We start from the raw sequence: 11,828 nt of genomic DNA, 5'->3' as shown, positions 1-11,828 counted from the left end.
ACCTGCTCATTTGCCGTTCTCACGGCACTTTCGGCACCGGGCGAGAACCTCCCTCCTGCTGCCGCCGCGGCCTCCCCGCGGCGGGAGTCGTCCCTGCCCGTGAAAGACCCGAGGTTCCGTGCCAGTACCTGTTCTCCTGACCGGGCGCTCCGTGCGCCTGGAGCCGCTGGCGATGCGGCACGCCGAAGCCCTCGCCCGGGCCGGCGGGGCGGACCGATCGGCCTACGCCTTCACCCCCGTACCCGACGGCTTCGAATCGGCCCTCGACTACATCGCCCGTGCCCTCACCGATCAGGCGGCAGGCCGTTGCCTGCCCTTCGCCCTGGTCAGTACGGCCGACGAGCGAGTCATCGGCTCGACCCGTTTCCTCGAACTCGACTACTGGCGAGGGCCGCTGGTCTGGCCGCCCATGCCCGGCATGCCCCACGGCGATCCGCTGACCGCCGTCCCGGACGCCGCCGAGATCGGCAACACCTGGATCGCCGGCGACGCCCGGGGCACCGGGATCAACACCGAGGCCAAGTACCTCATGCTCCGGCACGCCTTCGAGGCCTGGGGCGTCCGCCGCATCACGATGCGCGCCGACGCCCGCAACACCCGCTCCAGAATCGCCATCGAGCGCCTCGGAGCGACCTGCGAAGGCATCCGCCGCGCCCACTCCCGTGGGCTCGACGGCGCCGTCCGCGACACGGCCTTCTACTCGATCCTCGACGAGGAATGGCCCACCGTCCGGGACATCATCGAACTGCGCCTCTCCACCCCCCGGCAGGTGCGCATCCCGCAGGACCTGCTGCCCGCCTGAGGCACCGGGGGGACGCACGGGGCGCGGTCACCCGGTGACCCGCGCCCCGTGCGCGCACCGGGCACTCGCGCCCCCGTCCCGCCGGTGGTTCCATGGAGGTGACGGGAAGGACTCGGTGTGAGGACGCGGAGTAGCGGCCGTCACAGGACCGCGCACCGTGCAATCAGGATCCGCGAGAAGCGGATGAGTCCTTCCCGCCCTTCGGTGCCGCTCGCGCCTCCCGGTACGGTGGCCGGGTCAGCGAGTCGTGCCACCCGAAGGGACCGAGTGATCGTGCCGACCGGAACTTCCGACGTGCTCCTCCGGACGGAGGGCCGCGCCGGGATCATCACCCTCAACCGGCCCCGCGCCATCAACGCGCTCACCCACGCCATGGTCCGCGCCGTCGACGGCGCGCTCACCGACTGGGAGCACGACCCGGCCGTCACCACCGTCGTCATCGAAGGCGCCGGGGAGCGGGGCCTCTGCGCCGGCGGCGACATCCGCGCCATCCACGACGACGCCCGCGCCGGCGGCTCCGCCTCCGCGGCCTTCTGGCGGGACGAGTACCGGCTCAACGCCCGCATCTCCCGCTACCCGAAGCCCTACGTCGCCCTCATGGACGGCATCGTGATGGGCGGCGGCGTCGGCGTCTCCGCGCACGGCTCCGTCCGTATCGTCACCGAGCGCTCCCGGGTCGCCATGCCCGAGACCGGCATCGGCTTCGTCCCCGACGTCGGCGGCACCCACCTCCTCGGCCGCGCCCCCGGCGAACTCGGCACCCACCTCGCCCTCACCGGCGCCCACGCCGGCGCCGCCGACGCGATCCTCACGGGCCTCGCCGACGCCTGCGTACCCTCCGCCGAACTCCCCGCCCTGGCCCGCGACCTGACGCGGCTGCCCGCCGACGAGGCCCTCGCCCGCCACGTCGTCGCCCCGCCCGCCGGCGTCCTCGCCGAGCAGCGGGAGTGGATCGACGCCTGCTACTCCGCCCCGACCGTCGAGGAGATCGTCGAGCGACTCTTCGACACCGGCGTACCCGCCGCCAAGGAGACGGCCGAGACCCTCCTCGGGAGGTCCCCGGCCGCCCTCAAGGCGACCCTGGCCACGCTCCGCCGCTCCCGGGCCCTCACCACCCTGGAGGAGGTCCTCGACCTGGAGTACCGCGTCTCCTGCGCGGCCCTCTCCACCCCCGACCTCGTCGAGGGCATCCGCGCCCAGGTCGTCGACAAGGACCGCGACCCGCACTGGACCCCGGCCACCCTCGCCGAGGTCACGGAGGCCGACGTCGCCCGCTACTTCGACGCGCCTGCCGACGGCGACCTGGGCCTGGCCGCGGCTTCAGGGGCCGGCGCGGCCGCCGGAACCGCCGCGGGTTCCGCGACCGTCCCGGCCGCAGACCCGGGAGCGCGGGCCGGCGCGTGACCGCGAACACCTCCTTCCAGCCCGTCCTCGACCGCATCGCCGAGGAGATCGCGGAACTCACCGACCGCGGCACCCCGGCCGACTACATCCCGGCCCTCGCGGCCGGCGACCCGCGCGACTTCGGCATGGCCGTGGCGGAACTCGACGGCACGGTCTACGGAGTGGGGGACTGGCAGCGCCCCTTCTCCACGCAGTCCGTCACCAAGGTCTTCACCCTCGCGCTCGCCCTCGCCGGAGAGGGCGAGGCGCTCTGGGCCCATGTCGGCCGGGAACCCTCCGGCGACCCGTTCAACTCCCTCGTCCAGCTGGAGTACGAACACGGCATCCCCCGCAACCCGTTCATCAACGCCGGCGCCCTCGTCGTCACCGACCGGCTGCACCGCCTGACCGGCGACGCCTCCGGAAGCCTGCTCGACTTCCTGCGCGCCGAGAGCGGCAACCCGGACCTCGCCTTCGACGCCGGCGTCGCCGCCTCCGAAGCGGCCCACGGCGACCGCAACGCGGCCCTCGCCCACTTCATGGCCTCCTACGGGAACATCACGGGCCCCGTCCCCGACCTCCTGAGCGAGTACTTCCGCCAGTGCTCCCTGGAGGCCTCCTGCGCCGACCTCGCCCTCGCCACCGGCTTCCTGGCCCGGCACGGGCTCCGCGCCGACGGCAGCCGCCTGCTGACCCGCAGTCAGGCCAAACAGGTCAACGCCGTCATGCTCACCTGCGGCACCTACGACGCGGCCGGGGACTTCGCCTACCGCGTCGGGCTGCCCGGCAAGAGCGGCGTCGGCGGAGCGGTCGTCGCCGTCGTGCCGGGCCGCTGCACGCTGTGCGTCTGGAGCCCGGGCCTGGACAGCCGCGGCAACTCGGTGGCGGGCGTGACCGCGCTCGACCGGTTCACGACCATCACGGGCCTGTCGGTCTTCTGACCCCTCGGCTCCCCGGCGGTCAGCGGGGCCAGTCGGGGGCCGGGTCCTCGTCGAGGAGGGGCCGGAGGGCGCCCACGACCGCGCCGACGCACACGTCGCGCAGCTCGGTGCGCGTACAGGTCTCGTGGGTCAGCCAGTCCACGCACAGCACCTGCACGAAGACCAGCCAGCTCTTCAGGGCCCCCGACACGGCCGCCCGGGTCCGGTCGTCGGCGAGCGGCAGCACACCGAGCAGACGCTCGCGCAGGGCGTCGAGTTCGCCCGTGATGATCGTCTGGACGAGCCGGTCGCCGGCCAGGACGCGGTTCGCCGCGAGCACCGTGTTGCGGTTCGCCGCGAAGTACGCGATGTGCGCGTCCAGACCCTGCGTCAGCTGCTCGACCAGGGTGTCGGCCGGGTCCAGCCGCGTCTGCGCGAGCAGCTGCTCGGAGACCTCCTGGTAGAGCGCGGCGAAGAGGTCCCGCTTGTTGGGGAAGTGCTGGTAGAGCAGCGCCCGCGAGACCCCGGCCCGCTCGGCGACCTCCTCCATCCGCACCTCGTCGTACGGCAGCGCCGCGAAGTGCCGTGCGGCGACGTCCAGGAGCTGGGCGCGGCGTTCGGCGGGGCTGAGGCGTCTGCGGGGCGGCACACCGCCATCCTACTTGACATGTGTCCAGTAAGCGGCCGTACGCTCGTCCTGCTACTAGATGTGTGTCTACTGGATGGGGGTCGCGGACATGACCAGAGCCAAGACGCTTCGAGGCCTCGCCCTCGCCATGGGGTACGCCTGCGTGGCGATCGGACTCCTCCACGTCCTGCTCGGCAACGCCGCGATCCCGGGCGCCGCGTCGGCCGGCCCGACGGTCGACAGCCTCGGCCGGTTCTTCGGCGCGATCTTCGCCGGCTACGGCCTCGCCTGGCTCTGGGCGGCGCGACGGTCGCCGATTCCCGCCGCGGCCGTGCGCGGGCTCACCGCCGTGTTCCTGCTCGGAGCCCTCGGCAGGCTCCTCTCCCTCGCCGTCGAAGGACGGCCCCACTGGTTCCAGCTGGCGCTCGCCGCCCTCGAACTCGCCCTGTCCCCGCTGCTGTTCTGGCTGGCGGACGCGGAGGAGCGGGCCGAGGGCGAGACCGTCTGACGAGGAGCCGGGGACTCAGCCCTCTCGCCGGGGGCCTTCACCGGCGAGAGCCGCCGGCTCGCCCAGGGCCCCGGCCGCCGCCCGCCAGGCCGCGGTCACGGCCCCGTGCGCCAGCTCCGTCGCGGCGGCCACGTCGTCGGGCAGGTGCAGCGGCGCGCCGATGTGGACGTGCAGGCCCGGCCTGCGCACGGGCGCGGTGAGCACGCCCGCGAGCTGCTTCGCCCGCCCGCCCGAGGTGATCCGCCGGGCCCCGGCCTGACCGATCGGCACGACCGGCGCGCCGGTGGCCCGGGCGAGCCGCGCCAGGCCGGTGCGGAACGTCTCCGGCGGGTTCTCGGCGGCGTCCCGGCGCGGCGGGATGCGCCCCTCCGCGTACAGCATCACGTGCCGCCCCGAGGCGAGCGCGACCGCCGCGTGGTCCAGGGCCGCCGCGGCCCGCGCCGAGTTGCGGTGGACGGGCACGTGGCCCTCGCGCGTCAGCGCCCGGCCCAGGACCGGGATCCGCCAGAGGCCCGAGGTGGCGAGCAGGACCGGCTCGACGGACAGCCGCCTGCGGAGCGCGGCGAGCACGAGCGCCGGGTCGGCGAGCGACGTGTGGTTCACGACGAAGATGCTGCCCGGCTCGACCCGGGCCCCGGGGTCCGAGGTGACGGTCAGCCGGCCGAAGAACGGGACGACGTGGGCGGCGATACGGCTGAGCACGGGAGGCCCCCTGGGTCCGAGGCGGAACGGTGACGCGACCATCGTCCGGCGACCCCGGAACCCGGACATGAGCATCCGTACTCAACTGACGGACGCGCACCCGTACTCACCGCTCCGCGCACCCGGTGCGGCGCCGCACCGGGCCCCGTCTACGCTGAGCCCCAAGGACGGGGACCAGCGGAGGGGGCGGGCGGCACGGTGAAGAGCTCCGCACGACCCCTCGCGACCCTCGTACCCGCACTCCTGTGCGTGCTCTGGTCGTTGCTGCTCGCCCCGGCGGCGGACGCGTCCGCGCGGGGTGCCGCGACGCCGGCCGCGCCGACCGTGTCGGCTCAGGGCCTCCGGCCCTCGGCCGCGTCCGCGCACGGCCTCGCCGCCTCCGGCGCGTCCGGCGCGTCCGCGCAAGGACGAGCGGCGGCCGGCACCACCCCCCAGCCCCCCTCCGACGCCGCCCCGCGCGCCCGCTCCCAGGAGCCGCGTCTCGCGCCCGCCGCCGTCGTGGGGCTTCCGGTCGCCGTCGAGAACCCCGTGCGGTTCCCCGCGCCGCCCGCCGCCCCGCCCGTCGCGCAGGCCGACCTCTCCGTACCCGCGCGGGGGCTCCTCGTGGGCGATCCGCGCCGCGAGCGGGCGCCGCCCGGCGGCGTCCACCGGCCGCGCGCGTCGCGCGGTCCGCCCTCCACCCGGCACAGCTGACGTCCTCCCGCGTCGCCGTCCGGGCCCTCGGCATGCCCACGGGCCGGTCCTCGACGCGCTTCCGACCGTACGTCCCGCACGGACGCCGGGCGCCCCTCCCGACAGGCGGCGCCCGGCCGCGCCGTGCGCCCGCCCGTGGAGACCCCATGTCCTCTCGTGCCTCGTTCCGGCGCGCGCTCCTCGCGCTCGCCGTCGTCGCGCTCTCCCTCTGGATCACCCTGACCACCCCGCCCCGCCTCGGGCTCGACCTCCGCGGCGGGACCCGCATCGTCCTGCAGACCGAGGACGGACCCACCACCCGCGCCGACGCCGCCGCCACCGACCGCGCCCTGGAGGTGCTCCGCAAGCGCGTGGACGGCCTCGGCGTCGCGGAACCCTCCCTCGCCCGCTCCGGCGAGCGCCGCATCGTCGTCGAACTGCCCGGCCTGCGCGACCCGCGCCAGGCGGCCGAGACCATCGGCCGTACGGCGCAGCTCACCTTCCACGCCGTCACCGGCTCGGCCCGGGGACCGGCCGGACCGGCCGCGGCCGACGGCACGCGCGTCCTGGCCGACCCCGACGCCCCCGGCGGCTTCCTCGCCCTCGCCGCACCCGCCCTCACCGGCGACGGCGTCAAGGGCGCCGAGGCCGTCCTCGACACCGCGACCGGCCGGGGCTGGACCGTCGACCTCTCCTTCCGCGACCGCGCCGCGGACGGCTGGGCCCGGCTGACCGGCGCCGCCGCCTGCGCCGCCCCGGCGGACCCGGCCCGCCGCGTCGCGATCGTCCTCGACGACCGGATCGTCTCCGCCCCCGGCATGCAGGCGGGCGTGCCCTGCGGGCCGGGCATCGGCGGCGGCTCCGCGCAGATCACCGGCGGCTTCTCCGCGCAGGAGGCCCGCGACCTCGCGGCGCTCGTCGAGGGCGGCGCGCTCCCCGTGCCGGTGACGACGGTCGAGCAGAGCACCGTGGGCCCGACGCTCGGCGCGGAGGCGATCCGGGCCGGCGCCCTGGCCGCCGTCATCGGCCTCGCCTGCACGGGACTCTTCGTGATCGTCGTCTACCGACTCCTCGGCGTCCTCGCCACGATCGCCCTCCTGCTGTACGGACTCGTCTCGTACGCCGCCGTCGTCGCCCTGGGAGCCACCCTCACCCTGCCCGGTCTCGCCGGCTTCGTCCTCGCCATCGGCATCGCCGTCGACGCGAACGTCCTGGTCTTCGAACGGGCCAGGGAGGAGTACGCGTCGCTCGGCCGGGCCGCGGGGCGGGATCTGCGACGGCCGGTCGCGACGGCGTTCGGCAAGGTGTGGAGTGCGGTCGCGGACTCGCACATCACCACCCTGCTCGCGGCCGGCCTGCTGTTCGTCTTCGCCACGGGACCCGTCAAGGGCTTCGGCGTGACGCTCGCCGTCGGCGTCCTCACCTCGCTGATCACCGCGATGGTGATCACCCGGCTGTTCGCCGACCTGGCCCTCGGCCTGCCCGCCGTCCGCCGGCGGCCGACCGTGACCGGCATGGCCGGGCTCGGCAGGCTGCGGACCCGGCTGACCCGCCGCGTGCCCCGCCTGATGGCGCACCGGCGCCGCTGGCTGACCGGCTGCGCCGGACTGCTGCTCGTGGCCCTCGCCGGAATCGGTGTGCGGGGTCTGGAGTTCGGCGTCGAGTTCACGGGCGGCCGGGTCGTCCAGTACACCGCCGAACGCCCGGTGGACGCCGACACGGCCCGTACCGCCGTCGCACGCGCCGGCTTCCCCGACGCCGTCGTGCAGACCACCGGCGACACCGACGTCTCGGTACGCGTCCGGGAGACCGGGGACGACGAGCAGCGGGAGATCAGGGAGGCGCTCACCCGGGTCGCCGGCCCGGTGGAGGTGGAGCGCGACGACCTGATCGGCCCGAGCCTGGGCGGAGAGCTCCGCACCCACGCCCTCCTCGCGCTCGGCCTCGCCGTGGCGGCACAACTCCTGTACCTGACGGTGAGGTTCCGCTGGACGTACGCGACGGCGGCCGTGGCGGCGATGGCGCAGGACGTGCTGCTCGTGGTCGGACTCTTCGCGTGGCTGGGCAAGCCGGTGGACAGCGTCTTCCTGGCCGCACTGCTGACCGTCGTCGGCTACTCGGTCAACGACTCGGTCGTCGTCCTCGACCGGCTGCGGGAGCTCCGGCGCCGGGGCGGGGGAGTCCCGCTCGCCGACCTGGCCGACCGGGCCGTCGCCCAGACCCTGCCCCGTACGGTCAACACGGGGATGGGGGCGCTCTTCGTCCTGGTGGCGCTCGCGGCGCTCGGCGGGGACTCGCTCACGGACTTCTCCGTCGCGCTGCTCGCGGGCGTCGTCCTGGGCATGGCGTCCACGGTGTTCACGGCGATGCCGCTGGCCGTGGCCCTTGAGGCCCGCCACCCGCGCCCGGCACCGGTCGCCCCCGCGCCGCGCCGGCGCTCGGGAGCCGTGGTCTGACGGAGACGGCCCCGCCACCCCTTCGTGCAAGGAGGGGGTGGCGGGGCCGTCGCCCCAGGTCAGGGCGTGTCGTACCAGGAGAGGGCCGCGATCCGCCAGCCGTCCGGCGTCCGGACGAACTGCATCGTCTTGGTGCCCCCGCCCTCGTAGGGCTCGCCTTCGAGGACCCCGGACTTGCGGTAGCCGCCGATCCGGGAGGCGATGTCGCCCACGATCCACGTCTCCTCGGTGGTCTCCCACTCGGAGAACTCGACGAGCCGCCCGTCGGACAGCAGCCGCTCGCGCGGCTCGATGAACTCCTCGACGGTGTACGCGGTGAACGTGGGCGCGGTGCAGACGATGACGCCCTGGGGCAGCACGAGCCGCCGGATCCGGTCCACGTCGGCGGTCTTGCCGTCCCGGTTGTCGAACGCGCCGTAGAACTCGGCGGTCACCTGGTCAATCTCGGTCTTGGACATGACACGGACCCTACGCCTCGGCCCGGGGCCCCGCGCCGGCCCGGACGAGCTCCTCCTCGATCAGGCCGGCGGCGCGGAGCGTGCCGCCCTCGCGGGCCATCGACTCCCGGATCTCCCGTGCACGGCACGCCACTTCGGGGTCGTCGACGAGCGCGAGCACGGCCTCCCGGAGCCGCTCGGGGGTGACCTCCTCCATGGGCACATGGCGTGCCACACCGAGGGACTGGAGCATGTCGGCGTTCCCGAACTGGTCCACCGCCTGCGGCACGGCCACCATGGGCGTGCCGGTGGCGAGCCCCTCCTGGCTGCCGCCCGCGCCCGCGTGGGTGATGAAGACGTCGGCCTGACGGAGGATCGCCAACTGGGGGACCCAGGAGTGCACTTCCACGTTCAGCGGCAGCTCGCCGAGCTCGGTGGGGTCGACGAACCTGCCGATCTGCAGGACGACGTGCCAGCCCGGGAGACCGGCGAGCGCCTCGGCGCAGTCCCGGTAGAAGCCGGGCTGCTTGGTGAACGAGGAGCCGAGCGACACCAGGGCCACCTTCTCCGCCCCGTCCGGCCGCCGCCACTCGCCCTGTTCGGCGCGGGTGCCCTGACAGGCGCCGACGAAGGTGTAGACGGACTCGTCGACCCGGTCGGCGTGCGGCTGGAGGGCCCGGGGGATGAGGACGAGCGCGCGCCGGGGGCGGGCGACGAACCGGTCGGGGTGGGTGTCGACCCCGTGCCCCCGGAGCCACTCCTCGAAGCGCGCGTAGTACGCCTTGCCGCGCGCCGAGGCCTTGAGCTCGGCGAACATCGGCTCGGCGACCTCCTCCTCGTACCCCTCCCACGGCACCAGGTTCGGCCACAGCGAGACGGCGGGCACGCCCCACGTGTGGGCGAGGACGGGGGCCGGGTAGGCGGTGATGTCGTGGAGCACGAGGTCCGGCCGGTCCTCGTCGAAGGCCTCGGCGAGCTGTGGCAGCACCTGCATCGCGTCGGCGAGGAACGGTTCGAGGTTGTCGATCAGCTCGGTGCCCCAGGCGTCCGGGTCTTCGTCCGTCGGCAGCGTGGAGGCGTAGACGACGGGCGTCGCGCCGGTCTCCGCGACCTTCTCGGCGAAGGACGCGGGGACGGCGTAGCTGACGCGGTGGCCCCGGGCGACGAGCTCGCGGATGACCTCCAGGCTCGGGTTCACGTGGCCGTGGGCGGCGATGGAGAACATGGCGATGTGCGCGGGAGAGCTGGTCATGACGAACACCGTAGGCGAGACGATACGTATCGTCTAATCATTTTCGGGGTTCAGGTCCGGCGGCGTCCAGTCGGCGTGCCGCAGGACGGCGCGCAGCGTCGCGCGGTCCGGCGCCACCCGCAGGGCCGCGTTGCGCACGGCGACGGCGAGGGGGTGGGAGAGCTGCTGGCCCATCCGGCCGGCCTGGCGGGCGGCGCGGGCGACGGACTGGCTGCGCGGGCGCCGCTCGGCGTCGTACCGGGCCAGTGCCGTGTCGAGGCCGGGTGCGGTGGCGAGCGCGGCGGCCAGTGACACCGCGTCCTCCAGCGCCTGGCAGGCGCCCTGGCCGAGGTTCGGGGTCATGGCGTGGGCCGCGTCGCCGAGCAGGGCGACCCGGCCCGCGACGAACGTCGGCAGGGGAGTGGCCAGTTCGTGGATGTCGTGGTGCAGCACGGCCTCGGGTCGGGTCGCCGCGAGGAGGGCCGGGATCGGGTCGTGCCAGTCCCGGAAGCGGCGGCGCAGGACGCCCAGCGGGTCCGGATGGCGCACGCCTGCCGGGGAGTTGAGTACGGCGTGCCACTCGGCCCGGCCGTCGGCGAAGGCGATGTGCCCGAACTCGGCACCCCGTCCCCACGTCAGCTCGAAGTCGGTCGCGAGCGGTACGGGATGCTCGGTGATCGCGCGCAGGACGGTGGAGCCGCTGTACGCCGGCCCCGGGTGGCCGGGGAAGAGCAGGGTGCGGAGGGCGCTGTTCACGCCGTCGGCGGCCACCACCAGATCCGCCTCCCGTACCCCCGCGCCGGTGACCACGCCCACGCGGTCCGGGGCGGCCGGATCCAGGGAGGTCACCTCCGCCCCGACGACCAGGCACCCGGCGGGCAGTGCCGCGCGCAGCAGCCGGTGCAGGGTGGCGCGAGGGATCCCGACGATCGGGGTGCCGAGCGCCCGCTCCAGGGCGGCCCCGTCCATCCGGGCCAGCCGGCCGCCGCCAGGGACGCGGGTGCCGCCCGTGTACTGGGGCCGGGCGGCCTCGCGTACCGCCGCGCCGACGCCCAGCGCGTCCAGGGCGCGGATGCCGTTGGCGTGGAGGGAGATGCCCGCGCCGGCGTCACCGAGGGCCGCGGCGCGTTCGAGGACGGTCACCTCCCAGCCGGCCCGCCGAAGTCCGATCGCCGCCGCGAGGCCCCCGACCCCGCCCCCGACCACCACCGCGTTCCCGCCGTCCATGCCGGACACCCCTCCGTACTGTTCTTCTACAGCTGTAGAAGAACAGTACTCCTTCCCTCTACAGGTGTAGAAAGGAGGGATGTCCGCCCACGCCTCCGCCGCCGCCCGGCGCGCCCTCCTCGCCGACACCGCCATCGAGGTCCTCGCCGACCACGGCATGCGCGGGCTCACCCATCGCGCGGTCGACCGGGCCGCCGGCCTGCCGCCCGGCACGACGTCCGCGTACCACCGCACCCGGCAGTCACTCCTGACCGCGCTCGTGCGCCGCCTCGTCGAGCGCGACCAGGCCGAGATCCAAGAGGCGGGGCGGCGGGCGGGCGCGCCGCGCGACGCCGGGGAACTCGTCGCCGGGCTCACGGCGTTCGCCGGGCTGCGGCTCACGGGGGAGGGGCGTCGGCGTTCCCTCGCGCGCTACGCCTGCGCGCTGGAGAGCGTGCACCAGCCCGAGCTGCGGGAGATCCTCGTGCCGCGCGACAACGCGGCCCGGCAGTCCGTCGAGGACTTCCTCGCCGCCCAGGGCCTCGCGGACGCCCGCGCGCGCACGGTCACCCTGCTCACCTGCGTGGACGGCCTGGTGTTCGACCGCCTGGTCAACGGCGGCGCGGTCGCCGCCGAGGAGGTCCGCCGGCTGGTCGCGGCCGCGCTGCGGTAGGCGTGGGGCTGGGGGTGGCCGTGCGCGGTAAGTACCGGCCGGGGGTGGCTGTGCTGTGGTGAGCGCCGGCCCGGGTGCGGCTGTGCCGCGGTGGGTGGCCAACCGGAGATGGCCGGCGGATGAAGCCTTGTCCGGTGGGCCGGGCACCCTCGCGTACGTGGAGTGTGCATGCCAAGATGCGCTCGGCCCATGCCCACCGACCCAGGGGGA

At 75.1% G+C, this 11,828-nt stretch carries 11 protein-coding genes and 1 pseudogene; 7 read left to right on the top strand and 5 right to left on the bottom strand.

The features are described 5' to 3' along the window. The first annotated feature begins 118 nt into the window (after nt 1-118). From GGE06_RS10760 to GGE06_RS10750, 3 genes are all read left to right on the top strand, one after another. Complete coding sequence (locus tag GGE06_RS10760; protein WP_116163101.1) at nt 119-802, top strand: GNAT family N-acetyltransferase; 684 nt, start codon at nt 119-121, stop codon at nt 800-802. Nucleotides 803-1,069: 267 nt separating this feature from the next. Continuing rightward, on the top strand, nt 1,070-2,206 hold the full coding sequence (locus tag GGE06_RS10755) for an enoyl-CoA hydratase/isomerase family protein (RefSeq protein WP_312883094.1): 1,137 nt from the start codon (nt 1,070-1,072) through the stop codon (nt 2,204-2,206). Beyond that, nucleotides 2,203-3,126, top strand: coding sequence for a glutaminase (locus tag GGE06_RS10750; RefSeq protein ID WP_116163105.1), 924 nt, complete (start codon nt 2,203-2,205; stop codon nt 3,124-3,126). The genes GGE06_RS10755 and GGE06_RS10750 overlap by 4 nt, the downstream gene beginning before the upstream one ends. 19 nt (nt 3,127-3,145) lie before the next feature. Here GGE06_RS10750 and GGE06_RS10745 read toward each other — a convergent pair whose 3' ends face one another. Beyond that, complete coding sequence (locus tag GGE06_RS10745; protein WP_116163107.1) at nt 3,146-3,754, bottom strand: TetR/AcrR family transcriptional regulator; 609 nt, start codon at nt 3,752-3,754, stop codon at nt 3,146-3,148. An 88-nt stretch (nt 3,755-3,842) separates the two neighbouring features. Between GGE06_RS10745 and GGE06_RS10740 the strand changes: the two genes are divergently transcribed. Next, nucleotides 3,843-4,241 (top strand): DUF4345 domain-containing protein, encoded by a 399-nt coding sequence (locus GGE06_RS10740; protein WP_184930691.1) that lies wholly within the window; start codon nt 3,843-3,845, stop codon nt 4,239-4,241. A gap of 15 nt (nt 4,242-4,256) precedes the next feature. Here GGE06_RS10740 and GGE06_RS10735 read toward each other — a convergent pair whose 3' ends face one another. Continuing rightward, the gene (locus GGE06_RS10735) at nt 4,257-4,943 is read right to left on the bottom strand and encodes a lysophospholipid acyltransferase family protein (protein ID WP_116163109.1); all 687 of its coding nucleotides are present in this window, start codon (nt 4,941-4,943) and stop codon (nt 4,257-4,259) included. A 198-nt stretch (nt 4,944-5,141) separates the two neighbouring features. Between GGE06_RS10735 and GGE06_RS10730 the strand changes: the two genes are divergently transcribed. Beyond that, complete coding sequence (locus GGE06_RS10730) at nt 5,142-5,636, top strand: hypothetical protein (protein WP_184930690.1); 495 nt, start codon at nt 5,142-5,144, stop codon at nt 5,634-5,636. A 146-nt stretch (nt 5,637-5,782) separates the two neighbouring features. After that, nucleotides 5,783-8,071 carry a protein translocase subunit SecD gene (gene secD, locus GGE06_RS10725; RefSeq protein ID WP_184930689.1) on the top strand — a complete coding sequence of 763 codons (2,289 nt, stop codon included), beginning with the start codon at nt 5,783-5,785 and terminating at the stop codon, nt 8,069-8,071. Nucleotides 8,072-8,130: 59 nt separating this feature from the next. Here the strand turns inward: secD and GGE06_RS10720 are convergent, their stop codons facing one another. From GGE06_RS10720 to GGE06_RS10710, 3 genes and pseudogenes are all read right to left on the bottom strand, one after another. Then, complete coding sequence (locus GGE06_RS10720) at nt 8,131-8,529, bottom strand: nuclear transport factor 2 family protein (protein ID WP_116163115.1); 399 nt, start codon at nt 8,527-8,529, stop codon at nt 8,131-8,133. A 10-nt stretch (nt 8,530-8,539) separates the two neighbouring features. Further along, nucleotides 8,540-9,797 (bottom strand): annotated as a pseudogene (gene mgt / locus GGE06_RS10715) (macrolide-inactivating glycosyltransferase); the annotation flags it as partial. Then, nucleotides 9,794-10,966 (bottom strand): FAD-dependent monooxygenase, encoded by a 1,173-nt coding sequence (locus GGE06_RS10710; protein WP_116163117.1) that lies wholly within the window; start codon nt 10,964-10,966, stop codon nt 9,794-9,796. The pseudogene mgt and the gene GGE06_RS10710, both read right to left, overlap by 4 nt. Before the next feature lie 79 nt (nt 10,967-11,045). On the opposite strand from GGE06_RS10710, the gene GGE06_RS10705 reads away from it, so the two are divergent. Beyond that, complete coding sequence (locus tag GGE06_RS10705) at nt 11,046-11,618, top strand: TetR/AcrR family transcriptional regulator (protein WP_116163119.1); 573 nt, start codon at nt 11,046-11,048, stop codon at nt 11,616-11,618. Nucleotides 11,619-11,828 lie beyond the last annotated feature (210 nt).

Origin of the sequence: Streptomyces nymphaeiformis (assembly GCF_014203895.1) — a bacterium.
Taxonomy (GTDB): Bacteria; Actinomycetota; Actinomycetes; order Streptomycetales; family Streptomycetaceae; genus Streptomyces; species Streptomyces nymphaeiformis.
This window is presented reverse-complemented; position numbering and strand designations above follow the sequence as displayed.

Coding starts and splice junctions, on each gene's coding strand:
- GGE06_RS10740 (WP_184930691.1), top strand. CDS start 3,843: ATGACCAGAGCCAAGACGCTTCGAGGCCTCGCCCTCGCCATGGGGTAC.
- secD (WP_184930689.1), top strand. CDS start 5,783: ATGTCCTCTCGTGCCTCGTTCCGGCGCGCGCTCCTCGCGCTCGCCGTC.
- GGE06_RS10720 (WP_116163115.1), bottom strand. CDS start 8,529: ATGTCCAAGACCGAGATTGACCAGGTGACCGCCGAGTTCTACGGCGCG.
- GGE06_RS10710 (WP_116163117.1), bottom strand. CDS start 10,966: ATGGACGGCGGGAACGCGGTGGTGGTCGGGGGCGGGGTCGGGGGCCTC.
- GGE06_RS10705 (WP_116163119.1), top strand. CDS start 11,046: ATGTCCGCCCACGCCTCCGCCGCCGCCCGGCGCGCCCTCCTCGCCGAC.